Origin of the sequence: Polaribacter aestuariivivens (genome assembly GCF_005885675.1) — a bacterium.
Classification (GTDB): domain Bacteria; phylum Bacteroidota; class Bacteroidia; order Flavobacteriales; family Flavobacteriaceae; genus Polaribacter; species Polaribacter aestuariivivens.
Window position 1 is genome coordinate 280,341 of the sequence record NZ_VANR01000005.1, and the last position, 20,130, is coordinate 300,470.

The following is a 20,130-nucleotide window of genomic DNA, read 5'->3' on the forward strand; positions in this document are numbered from 1 at the left end:
TTTTATCTGAGTATTAGTTTTTTTGTTGTTTGCTTAGAACCGTTTGAAATTTTTACTAAATACAATCCTTTAGAAACATTTTCGTAAGAAATTTCCTCAGAAAATCTGTTTGAAATATTATTAAATTTTTTCTCACTTACCAATCTTCCTCTTACATCAAATAATTGAATAGCAATATCACTTGAATTTTCTTCAATATCAAACTTTAGGTTTATAACTCCAGAGGATGGATTTGGATATAAGTTAAATTCACTAAAGGTATTGTCTGGTATTGCGTTTACATTATCTACAATAATTGTATAGTCTTCTACTTCTGCATCTGCTCCCATTTCACATGAACTCGGATTTCCTTCTCCCGTAAACTTAGTGGTTACCCTCATTGTTGTACTACCTAAATTCGCATTTGAAGGAACAGTTATAGTTAATGGACTTAAAGTAGTTGCACCATTTGTTGTAGCTGTAGCTGTTCCTAAATCATATTGTTCACCTGGGTCTGTAAAACTACAGTTTTGATTCCAATCAATCCAAACTAACGTTTTTGTTGAGTAAAATCCTTCAGCATCATCTGCAGTATTTGCATTTATTGTTAAATCGTAAGATGAATTTATGACGACAGTTGTAGAAATAGAAGTAAAATCTTCATAACCAGAATTTTTAACTGGTGTAGCGTTGTTAATCGTGTTGAATTTCACCAAAGTAGTACTTGTTTCATATGTTGTATTTGCTACAGAAGTACATACGACACAAACTTCTGTTGTAAAATTAAATGTATTAGAAAACACGCCTTCTGCACAACTATTTTTAGGTTTAACCCTCCAGTAATATGTAGTTCCTGAATTTAAAATATTTGATGTATATGAATTGTTTGGTGTATTTTCAGTTATAATTTTATTTGTGAAATTACTATCTGTTGCCACTTCAATATCATAAGTGGAGGCATTTGGTTCAGCTTCCCAAGTAAAGGTTTCAGAAACTGGCACTCCTGCAGATCCATTTGTTGGAGTTTGTAAATTTATCGTATCAAAAGTAGATTCTGTTAAACTTAAAGCTACATCTATATTTTGTGAAACTGTATTTCCAGCAGCTACTATATTTATAGTATATTTTTGAGGTGTTTTACCATCTAAGTTTGAAATTGTCATTACAACTGTACCATCACTATTTATAGAAGATGGGCTAAATGTAACTGTTGAACCTGCAGGTTCGTTAGTTGTAGAAAATGAAACCGATTCAGAAAAACCATTTAAAAAATCTAAATCTAAACTATAGCTTGCTGAATCTCCTCCAGAGTTACAAGCAAATTGCTCACCACTTTCATCAGAAATTAGGAAAGTTGGTATTGTAGAGTTAATTCTAAAATTGATACTATTTACGTTGTAAAATATATTATCTGCAGCTTCTACCATAATTCTAGCATTATTTGTTGCATTGTCTGGAATAACAACTTCTTCTGCTCCATCATTTGGGGTATTATCTTTTAAAATTATTGGAAATGTTAAACCTCCATCTACTGATAATTTAATACTTACATTTTGTGCATTTATTGGAGCAATATCTGTTGTTCCTTTATTCCAAGTAATTGTTTGTGTTGAACCCGTGTCCCAAACTACTGCTGTGTTTGGTGAGGTAACTATAAAAGGCTCTGCATCAGTTACAGTAACTTTCATATCATCTCTTGCGCTACTTCCTCCTCCAGCATTATTATCTCTAACAACCAACGAAAAATTTAAATCTCTAGCTACAGAAGGTACAACTTCCCATGTAGATGCTGTGCTTCCAGAAATTACAGTACTTAACTCTGGCATATATCTATTTGGCGAAAAAGAAGATGGTAATGATCTAAAAACTGCACCTTGAGTATCAGTTGAAGAGGGAGGAATGGAAACAGTAACCTCATTATCTGTTTGCTCCCAATTGTAAGTTAATACATTACTTTCATCAGCATCTGTACCAATACCCTTTAATACAAAAGGAGTAGATTTTGGAATTGAAAAATCTAATCCGGCATTTGCAGTTGGAGCTGCATTTCCTGTAGGTGTTGCTGTTCCACATGTTCCTGTAGAACTAATTACTGCCCACATTTCATCTATACTAATACTGTGAAAATGAGTATCACTGTCATTTTGAATGTTTTGTGGAGCACAAATTCCTGCATATCCCATAATTGTAGACCCACTTCCTGGCTCAACTGCAGTTGCGTCGTTTCTATTTGAACCAGCACAACTTCCTCTTGTACCATTAAAAGTATGATTTGCACCAAATTGATGACCAAATTCATGTGCAACAAAATCTATGTCAAACTCATCACCAAAAGGTTGTGAAATTCCTGTTACACCTGAAGCCTTTTGCCCTGTAATACAAATAACACCAAGACCTGCAAAACCTCCAGCTCCAGTACTAAAAGTATGACCTATATCATAGTTTGCATTTCCAATGACATCATCACACACAGCTTGACTTTCATTAATCAATAACCCTGTGTCGTCATTTGTCAAATTATCGGTTGCTGGATCAAGAAATATTATATCTTCATTATTCGCAACAATTTCTAACTTAACAGAAAGTTCTGTTTCAAAAACACCATTTATTCTAGTAATTGAGGTATTCATTGCAGAAAGTACTGCTGCTTTTTTAACTTGTGTTGTTGCTGAAGCAGAAATACCTAAACGGTTTAAATGGAATTGCGCATACTCTCCTGTACAAGCCAATGCCAACCTATAAGTTCTTAAAAAACCATCATTTGCATTTCTAGAAAGAAAAGCTGGTTCTGTTGCTTTAAATTCTTTAACATCACAACTAAAATCACTTACTTCTTTTTCAAGATTAGATCTATCATAAGCAATAAGCTTGGTACTATTTTTTGTATAGGAATCTACATAATAAGTAGGTTTTCCTGGTTCATATATTGAAAAATGAAAACCATCTAAACCTTTCGAAAATTTTACTCTTATCGAGGCATCATCTACTTGAATTCCAGAATATGCTACAATATCAGTATATTTTGAAGCTAAATCTTCATCAAAATTTGATGCTAATTGCACATCAAACTTTTTTAATCCATTTCTGGTTGGTATTTCTAATATACTTGTTTTAGACTTTTTAACGGTATTAATCTTACTTTTAAAAGCAAGTGTTTTTAATGAATAAAGTTGATATTTTTTAGGCATATCATTTCTAAGCATTAAATCCTTTTTTGGAATTTCTTCTCCTTTAGAAGAAAGTAATGTCCATTGTTGTTGCTGGCCTAAAATAGTAATTGTAAAGAAGCAAAATATAAGTATTAGGGTAATTTTTTTCATAAAGTAATTTTTAAGTTATTCTGTTACTTATGTAATATCAAATATAATCAATTATTTATCTTTGTAGTCGCAATTATGAATAGAAACATACTTTTAAAAGACCTAAACAGAAGAGACTACAAAGAAACGTGGGACTTTCAGACTGAATTATTACAAGAAATTGTTGATGTAAAAATAAATAATAGGAGAAAAAACCTTACTCAAAAAACGGAAAATCACTTTTTATTTGTAGAGCATCCTCATGTATACACCCTAGGAAAAAGTGGTGATTTAAGCAACTTGCTATTAAATGAAAAACAGCTTAAAGAAAAAGATGCAACTTTTTACAAGATAAACAGAGGTGGAGATATTACTTATCATGGTCCTGGACAAGTTGTTGGGTATCCTATTTTAGATTTAGAAAATTTTTTTACAGATATTCATAAATACCTTCGTTTGCTGGAAGAAACTATAATTTTAACCATTGCAGAATATGGCTTAAAAGGCGAAAGAAGTGATGGCGAAACTGGTGTTTGGTTAGACGTTGGTACACCTTTTGCTCGTAAAATTTGCGCTATGGGAATTCGCTCTTCACGCTGGGTAACCATGCATGGTTTTGCTTTGAACGTAAACACAAACTTAGGCTATTTTGATAATATTATACCTTGTGGAATTCGCGGAAAAGCAGTGGCTTCTATGGAAGCTGAACTTGGAAAAAAAGTTAACTTAGAAGAAGTAAAAGAAAAAATTTTAAAGCATTTTAAAGAGTTGTTTGAGGTTGATGAGTTTATTTAGTTATGATTTTGGGAAAAATAAAACCTCAACTAACAACTAACAACTAACAACTAACAACTAACAACTAACAACTAACAACTAACAACTAACAACTAACAACTAACAAACCTACTTCTCTTCGTTAAAGTAAACCTTGTAATATTTCATTTTCTTTTCCTCGTCATAACCTCTTTCTAAATATTCTGAAGCGGCTTCTGGTGCATCTACATCTAATTTAATACTAATGTTTGTATCGAGTTTTATTTCAGTTTTTAGCTTGCTTTTTTCTTTCTTTAAAACTACTCCAGAAACATCAAAATTATTACGAATTAAAACATCGTTTAAGTTTTCAAAATGTTTTTTATAATCGTCAAATAACTCTTTGTGTTTGTCTTCTGCAAAAACTTCGTCTTTAAAATCGTGGTAATCTACAGCTTCGTGTTCTTTGAAATAATCTACTGTATTTGCTAAGAAATTACCTTGTTCTTGCATACCTAATTCGGGTTTTATAACTTCTTCAGAAAACTCTTTACACATTTCTAAATAACTTTGTGTGTGCGAGTTATAATCGTCTGCTAATTTTACTGATAAGAAATTTTTAATCCAATATTGTGCATCGTAATTATTATTATCTACTGAAAAAACAACGGTTCCTTCTGTATCTGATGTATTTAAAATTAAACAACCTTTGTCAATTTTTTTTGTTGAAATTCCTTTTTGAACTACAACATCAAAACTTTCATTATCATCTAAATACGTTTGAAAAAAATTGACTTTATTTTCAATTTTAAAAACGCCAATTGCTTCTGTTAAAACATCTTTATACTCTATACCTTCAATGAAAACAACTATAACATCACCTGTTTTTATTTGAGCTGAATTTGATTGTTCATACAAATGATTTACAATGTTTTTAGAATATTCTACAAAAGTAGTTTCTTCTTTAAACACTTCTGATGCGTAATTATTCAATTCGTTTAAACGAACGTCTGCATGATGCGTAAAACGATAACTTTGCGTTAAACTGCCAAATGGTTTTAATAAAAAGTTTTTCATTAAATCGTAGCTTTCTTGGTCGAAACGAATTAAATCTTCTGAAAAAACATTTTGTCCACTATTAAATTTATTGGCAACTTTATGTAGAATACATTTGGTAATTTCTGCGCGTGTTTTTTTAATCATCTTGTAAAATTGAGGACGTAAAAATAGTTGAAGTTTTTAAATAAACGAATTAGTTTTTAAAATTATAATACTAATGTTTACAAATAAGTTTAGCCCTGATTGAAATGGCATCCTTTTTTTGTTTTTCTCAAAAAAAGATATAATGTAAAGCAGGAAATAGCTCCAGAAAAAATAATTTTATAATTTTAATTTTAACTGTTCTGGCAATAGTTTAAAGGTTTTTCTGTGATGGTCTGTTGCTCCAAATTCGCGAATTGCATTTCTGTGTTCTTTTGTTGGATATCCTTTATTTTTTGCCCAATTGTACATGGGGAATTCTTGATGAATTTTTGCCATATACTCATCTCTATACGTTTTTGCTAAAACTGAAGCTGCTGCAATACTAAGGTATTTTGAATCGCCTTTTACAATAGTTTCGTGTGGAATATTTTTAAAGTTTTTAAATTTATTACCATCTACAATTATAAATTCTGGCGTTATTTTAAGAGCTTCTATTGCACGATGCATGCCTATAATGGACGCTTGTAAAACATTAATTTTATCTACTTCTTGCTGCCAAACAAATGATACTGCAAAAGCCAATGCATGTTTTTCGATAAAAGGTTTAAGCAAGTTTCTGTTTTTTAGCGAAAGTTGTTTTGAATCGTTTAAAAAAGGATGTGAAAAATTTTCTGGTAAAATTACTGCTGCAGCTACAACTGGACCAGACAAGCAACCTCTACCTGCTTCATCTGTTCCAACTTCTAACAAAAAACCACTGTAATTTAATTTTAGCATATTGCAAAGAAACTAAATCTTTTTCTTTTAATTTAAATTTCTAAATTTTAGTTTTATAGTGGTTTAAAATTCAATTTTATTAAAAATTTTAAATAAACTTTAAGTATTGATAATAATTAACAGTTTTCCAAGTAATTAATACTTATTGTTTTCGTTTAATTATTTTACATTTGCTATCGCACAATTTGGGTATGAATAAACAAACATTTTTCTTTTTATTATTGAATCTATTCGTTTTTAGCTCCATATTTTCGCAAAGAAAATTGGGGGGAGAAAAAAAAGAAAATACTACCATTGATGAAAATGGACAAGTGATAAATTTAGATAATAATTCTGGAGAAATAAACGTAACACTTTCTGGCAAAACAAAATACACTGATTATAAAATATTTTCTCACAAAAGAGATACAACCTATATAGACACTACTTTAAACATCAAAAAAGATTACAAATTTAATTATTTGAGAAAAGATTTATTTGAGTTTTTAGAGTTTCATAACCAAGGACAAACCCTAAATAATTTAGGCTATAATTTTAGCAACTTACAAAGATTACCAGATATTGGTTTTACAGCGAAACAGGTAAGTTATTTAGAGGTTGAAGATATTAAATATTATGAAGTTCCTACTCCAACTTCAGAAATTTTATATAGAACTGGCTTGGAACAAGGCCAGGTTTTAGATGCTCTTTTTACACTAAATTTTTCCAAACGCTTAAATGTTTCGCTTTCCTATAAAGGCATTCGTTCATTAGGTGCTTACAGACAAGCTTTGGTGAGTAATGGTAATTTTAGAGGTGCTTTTCATTACAGAACTAAAGAAAATCAATATCAAATTAGAGGACATTTAACTACACAAGATTTTTTTCATCAAGAAAATGGAGGTTTAACTCCAAGTGCTTTAGAAAACTTTATAAATGAAGATCCTAATTTTGAAACCAGAGCACGTTTAGACGTAAATTTAAATGGTACAGAAACTCAATTTGATGGAAACAGAATATACCTTGAGCATAGTTATAAATTATTGGCAAGTAAAGATACTGTGAATGATAAAGATTTTAGCAACCTAAAAATAGGACACATATTTACCAATGAAAATAAAACTTACGACTTTATACAAACTGCTTTAGAACCTACTTTTTTTGGAGCTTCTAGTTCTTCTAACCCAAGAAATACCGAGGTAAAAAATAAAATTACAAATAACGAACTGAATATTGAGTTTAATTCAAAATACGTTTTAGGAAAATTTAAGGCGAAAACTAATATTACCAATTATTCTTATGGTTACGATACTATTTTAAATAGTAGCAGTAATGTTAACAAATTAAAACTGGCTGGTAGAGCTATTTCTTTTGGTGCAGATTGGAATGCAAAAATTAAAAACTTTCAATTAAATGCAGATGCTGCTATAACTCCTGGAGCTGGAAGACTTTCTGGAAACTATTTAAAAGGAGAAGCTATTTTTGAAAAAGATAGCGTTTTTAATGTAAAAGGTACTCTATTAATTAGCTCTAAATCACCAAACTTTAATACACTTTTACATCAAAGTGAGTATGATAATTACAATTGGCAAAACGAATTTAGTAATGTAAATACGAGAGATTTAGGTTTCGATTTTCAGTCCAAATGGTTAAATGCTTCTTTAAATTTTACCAATATTGATAATTATACCTATTTTAATGAAGATAGTCAACCAGAACAATTTGCAAATCAAATTACTTATTTAAAAGTAAAGGCAAATCGTGAATTTAAATATAAAAAATTTGCATTAGACAATACCTTCATGTATCAAAATGTAAGCAGTGGGAGTTCTGTTTTTAGAGTTCCAGAATTTGTGACTAGAAACACCTTATATTATGCTGATTACTGGTTTAAAGGGAAGCCAATGCTAGTTAATATTGGAGTTACTTTTAAATATTTTACAGCTTATAATGCAAATGCTTACGACCCATTATTATCGGAATTTAGAATTCAAAATGATGAAGAAATAGGTTTTCCAACGTTTGATGTTTTTTTTAATGCCCAAGTTAGAAGAACTCGTTTGTATTTAAAAATAGATAATGCTACTTCTAGCTTTTCTAAAAAAAACTATTTCTCTGCTCCTAATTATCCGTATAGAGATTTTACAATTCGTTTTGGATTGGTTTGGAATTGGTTTATTTAAAACATACTATATTCCATCTAAATGCTTTTCACAGTAAAAAGTGTTTAAATAATTAATTAAAAAATGTACTTAATATTTACTGCTTTATTTTTTTTAATTATCTGGATAGTGAGTATTTACGTATTATCTTATTGGAAGCAATTTTTTAGGTTTTTACTTTTGAATACATTCTTAGTAGCTTTTTATTTATATGTTATTATTTTTTATGGAAAAAATATTTGGGGACATGATGAATATGGTTTAGGAGCTTTAGGTAGAATAATTTTAAGCTTTATGTTCCATACAATAACTGTATTTATTTTTTCTATTTACAAAAGCTATCAATTAAAAAAAGATGAAAAAGCAACTTAAAAACAACTGGAAAATTTTTCTACTAGCAAGCTTAACTTTGGGGTTAGCTCCTTTTAATCCACCTCATATTTGGGGAAAATTGCAATGGATTTTGGGTGGAAATGCTTTCTCACCTGAAAACGGAATGAAAGCCAAAGATTGGTTTGATGTATTACTACATGGAACTCCATGGATTTTATTGTTAATTTCTGGAATTTTAAATATCCCTAAGAATAAAAAATAATTTTAAAATTAGGTAACAGGGTCTTCTTTAAATAATTTTAAAATATTCAGTAACAAAACACAAAAAATTACCCAAACAAAACCTGCTATAAAGCCTCCTAAAATATCTGATGGAAAATGTACACCCAAATAAATTCTACTAATTCCAATACTTAAAATTAAAAAAGATAAAAGTGTAATAAAACTAAATTTTAAAACTTTACGAATATTAAAAGTAGTTATTAAATAAATTAAAAAGCCATAAAAAGCCATAGCTGTCATAGCATGTCCACTTGGGTAACTTAATGTTTTAACAGTTACCAAATGCTCTAAAGTAGGTCTTGCTCTATTAATTATTTGTTTTAAAATCACATTAGAACTTAATGCTAAAAGTAATACCAAAGTTAATTGACCCGCATATTTCCATCTTTTAAAAATGAAATAAAATAATATAGAGCACAAAGTAAACACGACCAAATATCCTAAAGCGTCTCCAACTTCTGTTACAAACGAAAAATAACTTGTTAAGGCAGGATTTCTGAAAGAAATAATATAATCTGTAATTTTTGTATCAAAAGCTCCTAATACGTCTGTGTGAAGGTTTTCTGTAAGCTCAACAAAAATTTTAATACCAGAAATAACTATAATTAAAGCAATAATAACAGTGAAAATGTAAGGTAATTTTTCATCATATTTATTGATTTTTCTTGATAGAAATTCTCTAAATTTTTGAATAATAAATTTTACTTCCTTTTGCATAGCTCAACAAATCTTAATAAAAACAAAACTACATATTTTCAGGAAACTCTAATTCCATTTCTGGTAGCAATCTGCCTTTTATAGAGCTTTCTCTTCTGCCAATTACTTTAAAACCATGTTTGGCATAAAATGCCTCTGCATTTGGGTCTGACAATACATTTAATATTGCAGATGAACCTCCAATACAATATCTAATTGCATGATCTAATAGCTGTTTGCCAATTCCTTGATTTATGAATTTTGGTGAAACAAATAAAAATTCTAAAAAACTTGTTCTAATATTGGCTCTATATAAAATATAAAAACCTGCAATTTCAGTATCTACAATATATTTATAGATATTAAAATCTTGAAACATTTTTGGTGTTACCGTTAAATCTTCTCGCCAACTTTCTATTAATTCATCTGAATAACCCCAAAAAGCTTTGGATTTTATTGCTATTTCAGTAAGTTTATTTGCATCTGAAAGTACTGCTTTAACAATCATGTTATTTTTTTACTAATTGTCTTATTTTTATGTTTAAAGCTGCAAATAGTAAGGTTGTAAACGGACTTAAATAATTAAAAATAGCATACACAAAATAATCTGCTACAGAAACTCCTAAAACGCTACTTTGGTAAGCTCCACAAGTATTCCAAGGAATTAAAACCGAAGTTACAGTTCCTGAATCTTCTAAAGTTCTACTTAAATTTTCTGGTGCTAAACCTTTATCTTCATATGCTTTTTTAAACATTTTTCCAGGAATTACAATTGCCAAATACTGGTCAGATGCAATTGCATTTAACCCCAAACAACTTGCAACAGTACTTGCAAAAAGTCCAAAAACAGAACTTGCAACAGACAATAAGCTTTTCGTGATTTTTGCCAAAGCTCCAATAGCATCCATTATTCCGCCAAAAACCATCGCGCAAATTATTAGTAAGATTGTCCAAATCATTCCATTCATTCCACCTGAAGAAAATAATTCTGATAATTTATCATTATCGGTTTCGATATTTGTTTCTGTTAAAATAGCATTTGTAATTGAAGTGAATTTAGAGTCTGATAAATTTGCTAAAACATCGGCTTGAAAAATAAATGCAAAAACTGCTGCTAAAACAACACCTGTTCCTAAAGCTATTAATGGTTTTGTTTTCATTAATATCATTACAATTACAATTCCTGGAACCAAAAATAACCAAGGAGAAATATGGAAGGTGTTTTTTATAGAAACCAATAAGTTACTTATATCTGCACTTCCAGTAGTATCTATATTTCCACTAATTATTGCAAAAACAATTAATGTAACTATAATAGTTGGTACTGTTGTAATTGCCATGTACTTTATGTGTGTAAACAAATCTGTACCAGCCATTGCTGGCGCCAAGTTTGTAGTATCTGAAAGAGGAGACATTTTATCACCAAAATAAGCTCCTGAAATTACGGCTCCAGCAATCATTCCTGGGGCGATTCCTAAGGCACTTCCAATTCCTACTAAAGCAATACCAACTGTTGCAGATGTTGTCCAGGAACTTCCAGTAGCAATAGAAATGATAGCTGCAATGATAACAGATGCTGGTAAAAATATTTCTGGACTTAAAACTTGCAGCCCATAATAAACCATTGCAGGAATAATTCCACTAACCAGCCAACTTCCTGCTAATGCTCCTACCAAAAAAAGAATCATAATAGGTACAAAAACACTTTTCCAGTTTTCCCAAACTTCAGCAATCATTGTTGCAAAAGAAACTTTATTAAAAAAACCAACTCCAGCTGCAACCAAACCACCCATTAATAATATGTACTGATTTGTATAAGCTCCAAACCATTCTTGTCCGTCAACAAAAAAGATATTATACGCCAACAAACACATTAAAATTATAACAGGAATTAAAGATTCAAAAAGATTTAATTCTTTATTATCTACAATTTTTTGATCCTCGATATTTATCTCTGAAAGGTTTTTTTCGTCAGGCATTTTATAATATATTTTGTTTTGTAATGTTACGATTTTAGAAGAAGTTATGCAAATTGATTTGGTTGACCTATTTTTGTGTTTATGGATTCATTAACACAAATTGTTTTAGGTGCTGCTTGTGGCGAAATTGTTCTTGGTAAAAAAATTGGAAACAAAGCTTTGTTGTTTGGAGCAATTGGAGGTACCATTCCAGATTTAGATGTTTTTATTGGCAAACTTTTATATGCTAATGAGATTCAAGCAATGGCTTTTCATCGTGGATTCATGCACTCAATTTTATTTGCATTTATAGGAGCTTTTATTTTTGGATGGATTGCTTATAAATTATATAACACAGGCAAAAGAACACAAACTACTACTCAAAAAGACTGGATTTGGCTCTTTTTTTTATCCATTTTTACTCACCCTATTTTAGATTGTTTTACACCTTATGGAACACAGCTATTTGCCCCTTTTTCTGATTATAGAATTGCTTTTAATAACATTTCTGTAGTAGACCCTTTATACACATTGCCTTTTTTAATTTGTGTAATTGTTGTATTGTTTTTTAAAAGAAAAAATCCAAAACGTTTGCTGTGGACTAAAGCTGGAATTTACATTAGTGCTACTTACATGTTGTTTACCATTGCAAACAAGTTTTATATGAATTCTATTTTTCAAAATTCATTTAAAAAAGCAAATATAGCTTACATACGTTTTTCTTCTCAACCAACTATTTTTAATAATATACTTTGGTATGCTGTGGCAGAAGATAAAAATAATTATTATGCTACTTTTTATTCGTTATTTGATAGTAAAAATTATACAGGTAAGATTTTAACGATTCCTAAAAATCATGATTTATTAAATATGGAAGAAGAAAATTTGAAAATCTTAACTTGGTTTAGCAATGACTATTATAACATCTACAAAAAAGAAAAAGTAGGTACTTATAAATATGTAGATTTGAGATATCCAATGATTAACCCTGAAGATATAAATACATCTGTTTTTAATTTTACAATTTTCTTTGAAAATGAAGAGTGGGATATTTTACCTTTTGATGGAACTCCGCCAAATAAAGAAGATTTTGCAAAATTTACAGAACGATTTTGGGGTATTTAGTTACAATAAATAAACCTCACAGTTATTAATAACTGTGAGGTTGTATAGTCGTATTTTTAAATACTTTCTTTTCAGATACGTAATACGCGTTTAAGATTGAGCAATTGCTTGAACTCTTTTTTATTTTACAAAAAAAACGAGTGTCTTTCGACTGCATTCAAGATAAACTTTAGCTTTTCCTCTAGCTAACGCCCAAAAACTATCCTTTAATAATTTTTTCTTGATGATTGATAGATTCTTGGTGAATTGCCTTAAACATTTTCAATACAAATTCTTCACTTAAACCTCTGCTTTCGCCTTCTAAAATCATGTTTCCAAGAATTTCATTCCAACGTCTTGATTGTAAAACTGCAACGTTTTTCTCTTTTTTAAGTTCGCCAATTTTATCGGCAACACCCATTCTTTTACCTAACATTTCAATTAATTGACCATCTATTACGTTGATTTGAGCTCTTAAATTATCTAAAGAATCTCTGTAACCTGAATCGGTTTCAGTTTCTTTTCTAATTTTTAAATCTTCCATAATTTGCTTTAACTTTGTTGGTGTAACTTGTTGTGCTGCATCACTCCATGCGTTATCTGGATCGAAATGAGTCTCAATCATTAAACCATCAAAATTCAAATCTAACGCAGTTTGCGAAACGTCAAAAATCATTTCTCTGTTTCCTGTAATGTGCGAAGGGTCGCAAATTAATGGTAAATCTGGAAATTTATTTTGAAACTCAATGGCTAATTGCCATTCTGGAATATTTCTATATTTAGATTTTTCGTAAGTTGAAAATCCTCTGTGAATAGCTCCTAAATTTTTAATTCCTGCAGTATACAATCTTTCAATTCCTCCCAACCATAAAGCCAAATCTGGATTTACTGGATTTTTTACCAATACAATTTTATCTGTTCCTTCTAAAGCATCTGCAATTTCTTGCATGATAAAAGGTGATACTGTAGATCGTGCACCAATCCATAATAAATCAACATCGTTTTCTAACGCCAATTTAACGTGTGCTGCGTTTGCAACTTCTGTACAGGTTTTCATACCTGTTTGTTCTTTTACCTTTTTTAACCATCCTAAACCTAAAGCACCAACACCTTCAAAATTTCCTGGTCTTGTTCTTGGCTTCCAAATTCCTGCTCGGAAATAATTTACATCAGAATCTTTTAATTCGTGTGCAATTTTTAAAACCTGTTCTTCGGTTTCTGCACTACAAGGCCCTGCTATTACTAGTGGATGATCTAATTTCATATCGTCCAACCATGTTCTTAATTCTTTTGTATTCTTCATTCTTTCTACTTGTTTTGGCTTTTATTTTATGCCGTTTAAAATTTGTTTTATATAATTTGTGTTCTCCATTTCTTTGAAAATTTCGGAGAAATTATCTTGTTGCATCAATTCTTTAAAGTTTTGTAAATTATTGATGTATTCTTCTAACGTTTCTATGACGTTTTCTTTATTTTGTTTAAAAATTGGTGTCCACATGGCTGGTGAACTTTTTGCCAAACGTACAGTAGATTCAAAACCAGAACCTGCCATATCAAAAATATCACGTTCGTTTTTTTCTTTATTGATAACTGTTTTACCTAACATAAATGCACTAATGTGAGATAAGTGCGAAACATACGCAATATGTTTGTCATGAGAAACTGGATCCATATATCTAATACGCATTCCAATGGCTCTAAAAAGGTCTAATGCTTTTTCTTGTAATTTGAAAGTTGTTTTTTCAACTTCACAAATAATATTGGTTTTCCCTTTATACAAGCCAGAAATGGCTGCAGTTGGTCCAGATTTTTCAGTACCTGCAATTGGGTGACAAGCTAAAAAGTTGCGCCTTCTTTTATGATGTTCAACTGCTTTACAAATAGCTTCTTTTGTGGAACCTGCATCTACAACTAAAGTAGTATCAGAAATTTTATCTAAGATAGTTGGTAGTAATTTTACAGTGGCATCTACAGGAATTGATACAATTACCAAATCTGCATTTTTTAAATCGTCTATTGTTGCTTTTTGGTCAATTAATTTTAATTCTAACGCTTTATTTAGAGTTTCGTCTTTTCTACTAATTCCATGAATTACAGCTTCTGGATTGTAATTTTTAATATCAATTGCAAAACTACCTCCAATTAAACCAACACCAATAAAAAATATATTTTTCATTTTTACTCTTTTTTTTGATCTTCCTTTTTTTGTTGAATAACGCCAATCGCAACTCCCAAAGAAAGCCCTAAACTAATTCCTAAACCATAGTTGCCAAAAACTACTCCAATTGCACTTCCTATGGCAATTCCTAAACCCATCCACAAACCTAATTTTTTCTTCATTTTTTTATGTTTTTTTTAAACTAACTGCCAACTGAATTAAAATCTACTAATCGCTTCTTTAATAACTTCCGATGTTACGCAAAGTGAAAAACGGATATAACCTTCACCCTGAGAACCAAAAATAGTTCCTGGTGTTATAAAAATATCTTTCTCGTATAAAACTGTATCTGTAACTTCTTCAGATTTTTTTCCTTCAGGTATTTTTGCCCAAACAAATAATCCTGTTGAGTTTTTATCGTAAACAGCATTTAATTTATCTGCTAATTCCCAAATTAGTTTTCTACGTTCTTGATAAATTTTATTCTGATTAGAAAACCAATTATCAGATAATTGCAAAGCTTCTATAGCACCTTTTTGAATTCCGTAAAACATGCCAGAATCCATATTCGATTTTACTTTTAATATTTCGTTGATATAGGTTGAATTCCCTAAAACCATTCCAACTCGCCAACCTGCCATATTAAAGGTTTTACTTAAAGAATTTAATTCTAAAGCTATGTCTTTTGCGCCTTCAACCTGTAAAATGCTGATAGGATTATCATTTAAAATAAAACTATAAGGATTGTCGTTTATAATTAAAATATGGTGCTTTTTACCGAAAGCAACTAACTTTTCGAATGTTTTAAAAGTTGCATTGGTTCCTGTTGGCATGTGTGGATAATTTACCCACATAATTTTAACTTCAGATAAATCTTGCTGCTCTAACTCTTCGAAATTTGGTTGCCAATTATCACTTGCACTTAGATTGTAAAAAAGTGGTTCTGCACCCACTAATTTAGTCACAGATGTGTATGTTGGATATCCTGGATTTGGAATTAACACTTTATCGCCTTCGTTTAAAAAAGCCATAGAAATATGCATAATTCCTTCTTTGCTTCCCATTAATGGTAAAATTTCATTTTCTGAATTCGTTGCTACGGAAAATTTATTTTTATAAAAAGTAGCAATTGCGTTTCTTAATTCTGGTAAACCTTGATATGATTGATATTTGTGTGCAGCAACATCATGTAAACTTCCTTGAATTGCTTCTAAAACTTTTGTAGGTGGTTGTAAGTCTGGACTTCCAATTCCCATATTAATTATTGGTTTTCCAGCAGCTACTAACCCTCTTACTTCTCTTAATTTTTTAGAGAAATAATATTCTTGAACAGTATCTAGTCTTTTTGCAGGTTGAATCATATTCTCCCATTTTTATAAGTTCCTAATATTTTAAATTCTTCAGCCATTATTTCAATAATTGCTTTTGCTTTTTGGTATTCTTTATAATCATCAAAAGTCACATCTACAAAAAATGAATATTTCCAAGGTGTTTCTATAACTGGCAAAGATTGAATTTTGGTTAAATTCATTTTGCAATCACTTAATACATTTAAAATGGCAGCTAAACTTCCTCTTTTATGGTTTAACTGAAATTTTAAAGATGCTTTATTAACTTCTTTATTTATTGACGGCTCGTTTGTTTGTACTATTACAAATCTTGTTGAATTGTCTTTTATTGTCTGAATTTCATCTTCAATAATTGCCAAATGAAAAATTTCTGCAGCTATTTTGGGAGCTATAGCAGCAATACCTTTTAAATTTTCTTTTGCGATTCTTTTAGCAACTTCAGCAGTATCAACATCTTCTACCAACTTTATGTGAGTGTGATTTTTAAAAAACTCCTTGCACTGTAATAATGCCATTGGATGTGACCAAACTTCTTTAATATCTTCAATTTTTTGTCCTTTTAATGCCATTAAATGATGATGTATATTTAAATATTCTTCACCAATAATATGTAGGTTGTTATTGTCGATTAAAGCATAATTAGGAATTATAGATCCTGCAATTGTATTTTCTAAAGCCATTACTCCTAAATTAGCACTTTTATCTAATAAACTGCCTACCAATGTATCAAAAGACATGCACTCAATTAGTTGAATATCCTCTCCATAAAAATCTCTTGCAACCTTATGATGGTTTGAACCTTCTGCTCCTTGTATGGCAATTATTTTTTTCATTATTTACAATTCATATCAAAAAAAAAGCCTCGAAGTAAATTCGAGACTTTATATATATTTTATGTTTCTTAACAACATGATACAAAGCCTCTCCTCTTACTAAAAAAGTAAAAGTAAAAATAGAAACGTGTAAAATTGTTGTGTAACATTTTATGCTCTTTGTTCGCGTGACAAATCTAAAGATTAATTTTAGATATACAAATATTATTGAAAAAAAATCAGGAGAATTGGCAATTTGGTAAAAATAACATACTTTTTTCTAATAATTTTATGGATTTCTTCAATAATTACAAATTGTAATTTAGTTTTGAAAATAAAGTTGCTTTTGAAATTTCAAATATTCTCATTCTAAACACTTTAAACAAAAGTAAAAACACTAAAATAGATTTAATTGAAGCGTTTGTAATAAGAAAAATAATACTATATTTGCACCTTCAATAGAAAAACTATTGGAAATACATAAAAATCATTTAAATAATATTGGCATGTACTTAACTAAAGAAGTAAAGGAAAGCATCTTCGAAAAACACGGTAAAGGGAAAAACGATACTGGTTCTTCAGAAGGTCAAATTGCGTTATTTACGCACAGAATTAACCACTTAACAGAGCATTTAAAAAATAATCGTAAAGATTATAATACTGAGCGCTCTTTAGTAATGATGGTTGGTAAGCGTAGAAGTTTATTAGATTATCTAAAGAAAAAAGATATTTTAAGATATCGTGCAATTATTAAAGAATTAGGAATTAGAAAATAATTCTCACAAAAAAAGAGGCTCTATAAACGTGCCTCTTTTTTATTTAACAAGTATTTCATTCTGCCTAACTAACAGAATCTTAATAAAAAAAATCAAGAGAACTAACAATCCTTTTGAATTTCCATTGGAAAATCCACAACAACTACAACACAACAACAAACAGTAATTAAAAATTAGAATTAAATTTTATGATTCCAAAAGTATTTAGAGAGGTCATAGACCTTGGAGATGGAAGAACCATCTCATTAGAAACCGGTAAATTAGCGAAACAAGCGCACGGTTCTGTTGTTGTTCAAATGGGAAAAGCAATGTTATTATGTACAGTAGTTTCTAACTACAAGCAATCTGACGTTGATTTTTTACCACTTACAGTAGATTATAGAGAAAAATTTGCAGCTGCAGGTCGTTATCCTGGAGGATTTTTCAAAAGAGAAGCAAGACCAAGTGATGGTGAAGTATTAACCATGCGTTTGGTGGACAGAGTTTTACGTCCATTATTTCCAAAAGATTACCATGCAGAAACGCAAGTGATGATTCAGTTGATGTCTCATGATGATGATGTGATGCCAGATGCATTAGCAGGTTTAGCTGCATCTGCAGCGATTCAATTATCAGACATTCCTTTCGAAACTCCAATTTCGGAAGTAAGAGTTGCTAGAGTAGATGGAGAATTTATCATCAACCCAAATAGATCACAATTAGCAAATGCAGATATTGATATGATGATTGGTGCTTCTGCAGATTCTGTAATGATGGTAGAAGGTGAAATGGATGAGTGTTCAGAAGAAGAAATGGCAGACGCTATTAAATTTGCACACGAAGCTATTAAAGTACAATGTGCTGCTCAAGTTGCTTTAGCAGAAGCTTTCGGAAAAAAAGAAACTCGTGAATATGAAGGTGAAAGAACTGATGACGAATTAGCACAAAAAATTCATGATATGGCATACGATAAAGTGTATGCAATTGCGAAAGCAGGTTCTTCTAAACACGAAAGAAGCGCAGCATTCGCAGAAATAAAAGAAGAAATAAAAGCTACTTTTTCTGAAGAAGAATTAGAAGATTATGGTGGTTTGGTTTCAAAATATTATGCAAAAGCAGAAAAAGCTGCTATTAGAGATTTAACTTTAAATGAAGGTTTACGTTTAGACGGACGTAAAACAGATGAAATTAGACCAATTTGGTGTGAGGTAGATTATTTACCATCAACTCATGGTTCATCTATCTTTACTAGAGGTGAAACGCAAGCATTGGCAACCGTAACTTTAGGAACTTCAAGAGAAGCAAATCAAATAGATATGCCATCTTATGAAGGTGAAGAAACGTTTTATTTACATTATAACTTCCCTCCTTTTTCAACAGGTGAAGCACGTCCAATTAGAGGAACATCACGTAGAGAAGTTGGTCATGGAAATTTAGCACAAAGAGCATTAAAAGGAATGATTCCTGCAGATTGTCCTTACACAGTAAGAGTCGTTTCAGAAGTTTTAGAATCTAATGGTTCTTCTTCTATGGCAACAGTTTGTTCTGGAACAATGGCTTTAATGGATGCTGGAGTTCAGTTAAAAAAACCAGTTTCTGGTATTGCTATGGGATTAATTTCCAATGGTGAAAATTATGCAGTTTTATCTGATATTTTAGGTGATGAAGATCATTTAGGTGATATGGATTTTAAAGTAACTGGAACTGCAGACGGAATTACAGCTTGTCAAATGGATATTAAAATCAAAGGATTAAGTTACGAGATTTTAGTAAACGCATTAAAACAAGCACGCGAAGGACGTTTACATATTTTAGGAAAATTAACAGATACAATTGCTGCTCCTAATGATGATGTAAAAGCACACGCTCCAAAAATGATTAATAGAAGAATACCAAACGATTTAATTGGTGCTTTTATTGGTCCAGGAGGAAAACACATTCAAGAATTACAGAAAGAAACAGGAACAACTATTGTTATTACTGAAGATGCTGTAACAGAAGAAGGTATTATTGAAATTTTAGGTACAGATCCAAAAGGAATTGAAACTGTAATTTCAAGAATTGAGTCTATGTTATTCAAACCAGAAGTTGGAAGCGTTTACGAAGTGAAAGTAATTAAAATGTTAGATTTTGGTGCTGTTGTAGAGTATGTAGAAGCTCCAGGAAATGAAGTTTTATTACATGTTTCTGAATTGGCTTGGGAAAGAACTGACAATGTTTCTGATGTAGTTAAAATGGGAGATGTTTTAGATGTAAAATATTTTGGAATAGACCCAAGAACTCGTAAAGAAAAAGTTTCTAGAAAAGCTTTGTTACCAAAACCAGAAGGTTATGTAGCAAGACCACCAAGAGATGACAAACGTTCTGGAGGACGTGATAACAGAGGAAGAGATAATCGCGGACGTGACAACAGACGTGATGATAGAAAACCTAGAGAACCAAGAAAAGAAGATTAATTTTTTCTTTTTATAAATATTTAAAAATCGCCAATTAATATTGGCGATTTTTTTATGCTTTTTTGTTTCTTTGTA

General features: G+C 30.4%; 18 protein-coding genes. 7 read left to right on the forward strand and 11 right to left on the reverse strand.

Translation table 11 applies throughout. The features are described 5' to 3' along the window. Positions 1-2 precede the first annotated feature (2 nt). Positions 3-3,299, reverse strand: coding sequence for a reprolysin-like metallopeptidase (locus FDT66_RS10895; protein ID WP_138536407.1), 3,297 nt, complete (start codon positions 3,297-3,299; stop codon positions 3-5). Positions 3,300-3,374: 75 nt separating this feature from the next. Here FDT66_RS10895 and lipB point away from each other — a divergent pair, with 75 nt between their 5' ends. After that, positions 3,375-4,073, forward strand: a complete 699-nt coding sequence (gene lipB, locus FDT66_RS10900; RefSeq protein ID WP_138536409.1) for a lipoyl(octanoyl) transferase LipB — start codon at positions 3,375-3,377, stop codon at positions 4,071-4,073. Between the two features lie 108 nt (positions 4,074-4,181). On the opposite strand, the gene FDT66_RS10905 is transcribed toward lipB, so the two are convergent. Both FDT66_RS10905 and FDT66_RS10910 read right to left on the reverse strand, forming a co-directional pair. After that, positions 4,182-5,234: a nucleoid-associated protein gene (locus tag FDT66_RS10905; protein ID WP_138536411.1), complete on the reverse strand. Its 1,053-nt coding sequence runs from the start codon at positions 5,232-5,234 to the stop codon at positions 4,182-4,184. A gap of 177 nt (positions 5,235-5,411) precedes the next feature. Next, positions 5,412-6,011 (reverse strand): ribonuclease HII, encoded by a 600-nt coding sequence (locus tag FDT66_RS10910; protein ID WP_138536413.1) that lies wholly within the window; start codon positions 6,009-6,011, stop codon positions 5,412-5,414. A 191-nt stretch (positions 6,012-6,202) separates the two neighbouring features. On the opposite strand from FDT66_RS10910, the gene FDT66_RS10915 reads away from it, so the two are divergent. The 3 genes from FDT66_RS10915 to FDT66_RS10925 all read left to right on the forward strand — a co-directional run bounded on the left by FDT66_RS10915 (position 6,203) and on the right by FDT66_RS10925 (position 8,747). Next, positions 6,203-8,173 (forward strand): putative porin, encoded by a 1,971-nt coding sequence (locus tag FDT66_RS10915; protein ID WP_138536415.1) that lies wholly within the window; start codon positions 6,203-6,205, stop codon positions 8,171-8,173. A 63-nt stretch (positions 8,174-8,236) separates the two neighbouring features. Beyond that, on the forward strand, positions 8,237-8,524 hold the full coding sequence (locus tag FDT66_RS10920) for a hypothetical protein (protein ID WP_138536417.1): 288 nt from the start codon (positions 8,237-8,239) through the stop codon (positions 8,522-8,524). Next, complete coding sequence (locus FDT66_RS10925) at positions 8,508-8,747, forward strand: hypothetical protein (protein ID WP_138536419.1); 240 nt, start codon at positions 8,508-8,510, stop codon at positions 8,745-8,747. Before FDT66_RS10920 ends, FDT66_RS10925 begins: the two co-directional genes overlap by 17 nt. A gap of 8 nt (positions 8,748-8,755) precedes the next feature. Here FDT66_RS10925 and FDT66_RS10930 read toward each other — a convergent pair whose 3' ends face one another. The 3 genes from FDT66_RS10930 to nhaC are packed head-to-tail and all read right to left on the reverse strand — an operon-like array spanning position 8,756 to position 11,442. Next, positions 8,756-9,484, reverse strand: a complete 729-nt coding sequence (locus tag FDT66_RS10930; protein ID WP_138536420.1) for a phosphatase PAP2 family protein — start codon at positions 9,482-9,484, stop codon at positions 8,756-8,758. Positions 9,485-9,512: 28 nt separating this feature from the next. Further along, the gene (locus FDT66_RS10935) at positions 9,513-9,971 is read right to left on the reverse strand and encodes a GNAT family N-acetyltransferase (protein ID WP_138536423.1); all 459 of its coding nucleotides are present in this window, start codon (positions 9,969-9,971) and stop codon (positions 9,513-9,515) included. Between the two features lies 1 nt (position 9,972). Beyond that, complete coding sequence (nhaC, locus tag FDT66_RS10940) at positions 9,973-11,442, reverse strand: Na+/H+ antiporter NhaC (protein ID WP_138536425.1); 1,470 nt, start codon at positions 11,440-11,442, stop codon at positions 9,973-9,975. A gap of 81 nt (positions 11,443-11,523) precedes the next feature. Here nhaC and FDT66_RS10945 point away from each other — a divergent pair, with 81 nt between their 5' ends. Then, complete coding sequence (locus FDT66_RS10945) at positions 11,524-12,546, forward strand: metal-dependent hydrolase (RefSeq protein WP_138536427.1); 1,023 nt, start codon at positions 11,524-11,526, stop codon at positions 12,544-12,546. Positions 12,547-12,745: 199 nt separating this feature from the next. Here FDT66_RS10945 and FDT66_RS10950 read toward each other — a convergent pair whose 3' ends face one another. Genes FDT66_RS10950 through FDT66_RS10970 form a run of 5 tightly spaced genes read right to left on the reverse strand, consistent with a single transcriptional unit; the run spans position 12,746 to position 16,865 of the window. Then, positions 12,746-13,828, reverse strand: coding sequence for a bifunctional 3-deoxy-7-phosphoheptulonate synthase/chorismate mutase type II (locus FDT66_RS10950; protein ID WP_138536429.1), 1,083 nt, complete (start codon positions 13,826-13,828; stop codon positions 12,746-12,748). Between the two features lie 21 nt (positions 13,829-13,849). Next, the gene (locus tag FDT66_RS10955; RefSeq protein WP_138536431.1) at positions 13,850-14,701 is read right to left on the reverse strand and encodes a prephenate dehydrogenase; all 852 of its coding nucleotides are present in this window, start codon (positions 14,699-14,701) and stop codon (positions 13,850-13,852) included. A 2-nt stretch (positions 14,702-14,703) separates the two neighbouring features. Further along, a complete protein-coding gene (locus tag FDT66_RS10960) occupies positions 14,704-14,865 on the reverse strand; it encodes a glycine zipper family protein (RefSeq protein WP_138536433.1) in 162 nt (53 codons plus the stop codon). Positions 14,866-14,901: 36 nt separating this feature from the next. Further along, entirely contained in the window at positions 14,902-16,044 is a 1,143-nt protein-coding gene (locus FDT66_RS10965; protein ID WP_138536435.1) for a pyridoxal phosphate-dependent aminotransferase, read from the reverse strand. Further along, entirely contained in the window at positions 16,041-16,865 is an 825-nt protein-coding gene (locus tag FDT66_RS10970) for a prephenate dehydratase (RefSeq protein WP_138536437.1), read from the reverse strand. The genes FDT66_RS10965 and FDT66_RS10970 overlap by 4 nt, the downstream gene beginning before the upstream one ends. Positions 16,866-17,350: 485 nt before the next feature. On the opposite strand from FDT66_RS10970, the gene rpsO reads away from it, so the two are divergent. Together rpsO and FDT66_RS10980 are read left to right on the forward strand one after the other, a co-directional pair. Continuing rightward, the gene (rpsO, locus tag FDT66_RS10975; protein WP_138536439.1) at positions 17,351-17,620 is read left to right on the forward strand and encodes a 30S ribosomal protein S15; all 270 of its coding nucleotides are present in this window, start codon (positions 17,351-17,353) and stop codon (positions 17,618-17,620) included. 188 nt (positions 17,621-17,808) lie between these two features. Further along, entirely contained in the window at positions 17,809-20,055 is a 2,247-nt protein-coding gene (locus tag FDT66_RS10980; RefSeq protein ID WP_138536441.1) for a polyribonucleotide nucleotidyltransferase, read from the forward strand. Positions 20,056-20,130 lie beyond the last annotated feature (75 nt).

What these genes read in the sequence shown, in the direction of transcription:
- FDT66_RS10895 (WP_138536407.1), bottom strand. Translation starts at nt 3,299, where the DNA reads ATGAAAAAAATTACCCTAATACTTATATTTTGCTTCTTTACAATTACT.
- lipB (WP_138536409.1), top strand. Translation starts at nt 3,375, where the DNA reads ATGAATAGAAACATACTTTTAAAAGACCTAAACAGAAGAGACTACAAA.
- FDT66_RS10905 (WP_138536411.1), bottom strand. Translation starts at nt 5,234, where the DNA reads ATGATTAAAAAAACACGCGCAGAAATTACCAAATGTATTCTACATAAA.
- FDT66_RS10910 (WP_138536413.1), bottom strand. Translation starts at nt 6,011, where the DNA reads ATGCTAAAATTAAATTACAGTGGTTTTTTGTTAGAAGTTGGAACAGAT.
- FDT66_RS10915 (WP_138536415.1), top strand. Translation starts at nt 6,203, where the DNA reads ATGAATAAACAAACATTTTTCTTTTTATTATTGAATCTATTCGTTTTT.
- FDT66_RS10920 (WP_138536417.1), top strand. Translation starts at nt 8,237, where the DNA reads ATGTACTTAATATTTACTGCTTTATTTTTTTTAATTATCTGGATAGTG.
- FDT66_RS10925 (WP_138536419.1), top strand. Translation starts at nt 8,508, where the DNA reads ATGAAAAAGCAACTTAAAAACAACTGGAAAATTTTTCTACTAGCAAGC.
- FDT66_RS10930 (WP_138536420.1), bottom strand. Translation starts at nt 9,484, where the DNA reads ATGCAAAAGGAAGTAAAATTTATTATTCAAAAATTTAGAGAATTTCTA.
- FDT66_RS10935 (WP_138536423.1), bottom strand. Translation starts at nt 9,971, where the DNA reads ATGATTGTTAAAGCAGTACTTTCAGATGCAAATAAACTTACTGAAATA.
- nhaC (WP_138536425.1), bottom strand. Translation starts at nt 11,442, where the DNA reads ATGCCTGACGAAAAAAACCTTTCAGAGATAAATATCGAGGATCAAAAA.
- FDT66_RS10945 (WP_138536427.1), top strand. Translation starts at nt 11,524, where the DNA reads ATGGATTCATTAACACAAATTGTTTTAGGTGCTGCTTGTGGCGAAATT.
- FDT66_RS10950 (WP_138536429.1), bottom strand. Translation starts at nt 13,828, where the DNA reads ATGAAGAATACAAAAGAATTAAGAACATGGTTGGACGATATGAAATTA.
- FDT66_RS10955 (WP_138536431.1), bottom strand. Translation starts at nt 14,701, where the DNA reads ATGAAAAATATATTTTTTATTGGTGTTGGTTTAATTGGAGGTAGTTTT.
- FDT66_RS10960 (WP_138536433.1), bottom strand. Translation starts at nt 14,865, where the DNA reads ATGAAGAAAAAATTAGGTTTGTGGATGGGTTTAGGAATTGCCATAGGA.
- FDT66_RS10965 (WP_138536435.1), bottom strand. Translation starts at nt 16,044, where the DNA reads ATGATTCAACCTGCAAAAAGACTAGATACTGTTCAAGAATATTATTTC.
- FDT66_RS10970 (WP_138536437.1), bottom strand. Translation starts at nt 16,865, where the DNA reads ATGAAAAAAATAATTGCCATACAAGGAGCAGAAGGTTCAAACCATCAT.
- rpsO (WP_138536439.1), top strand. Translation starts at nt 17,351, where the DNA reads ATGTACTTAACTAAAGAAGTAAAGGAAAGCATCTTCGAAAAACACGGT.
- FDT66_RS10980 (WP_138536441.1), top strand. Translation starts at nt 17,809, where the DNA reads ATGATTCCAAAAGTATTTAGAGAGGTCATAGACCTTGGAGATGGAAGA.